Origin of the sequence: Xanthomonas hortorum (genome assembly GCF_011305375.1) — a bacterium.
Taxonomy (GTDB): Bacteria; Pseudomonadota; Gammaproteobacteria; order Xanthomonadales; family Xanthomonadaceae; genus Xanthomonas; species Xanthomonas hortorum_E.
In genome coordinates this window covers 1-428 of the sequence record NZ_VCME01000049.1, presented here as the reverse complement: position 1 = coordinate 428, position 428 = coordinate 1, and the positions used below count along the sequence as shown (strand labels likewise).

General features: G+C 61.4%; 1 pseudogene. It reads right to left on the bottom strand.

The features are described from left to right. Nucleotides 1–172, bottom strand: a pseudogene (locus tag FFY45_RS22270) (serine kinase); the annotation flags it as partial. Nucleotides 173–428 lie beyond the last annotated feature (256 nt).

The window sequence follows — 428 nt, the reverse complement described above, 5'->3', positions numbered from 1 at the left end:
GACCGGCGGCGTAAGGTTGATCGCGCACCAGACACTCGGCAATCTGCTCGGCCGGCGTTGGCAGCAGACGCTGCGCCGACGTGCTGGCAGGAGTGCCGGACAGCATCACCACTGCGCACAGCTGCAAGGGCGTGCGCGCAAGCCGTGCACGGCCATGGCGGATATCGATCTGGGGCCAAGTGCCTGAGAAGAAGCAAACGCCGCACAAACGACCGCGCCAATGACTGGGACAAGCCAGATGAGGGCAAGTTGCAGTACGCGTTGTGATGGCGAGAGCACCGAAACGCGAAGTACTGCTACCGATGCAACGATATTGCCAAGAGCAAGCACCGCACCCAATAGAAGTATCAACTCCATCGAAGCCTCCAAGCCGCCTGGCTATCATTGGGCCGCCTAAGCGCGGTGTAACACGATCCTCGCCGAGGCGT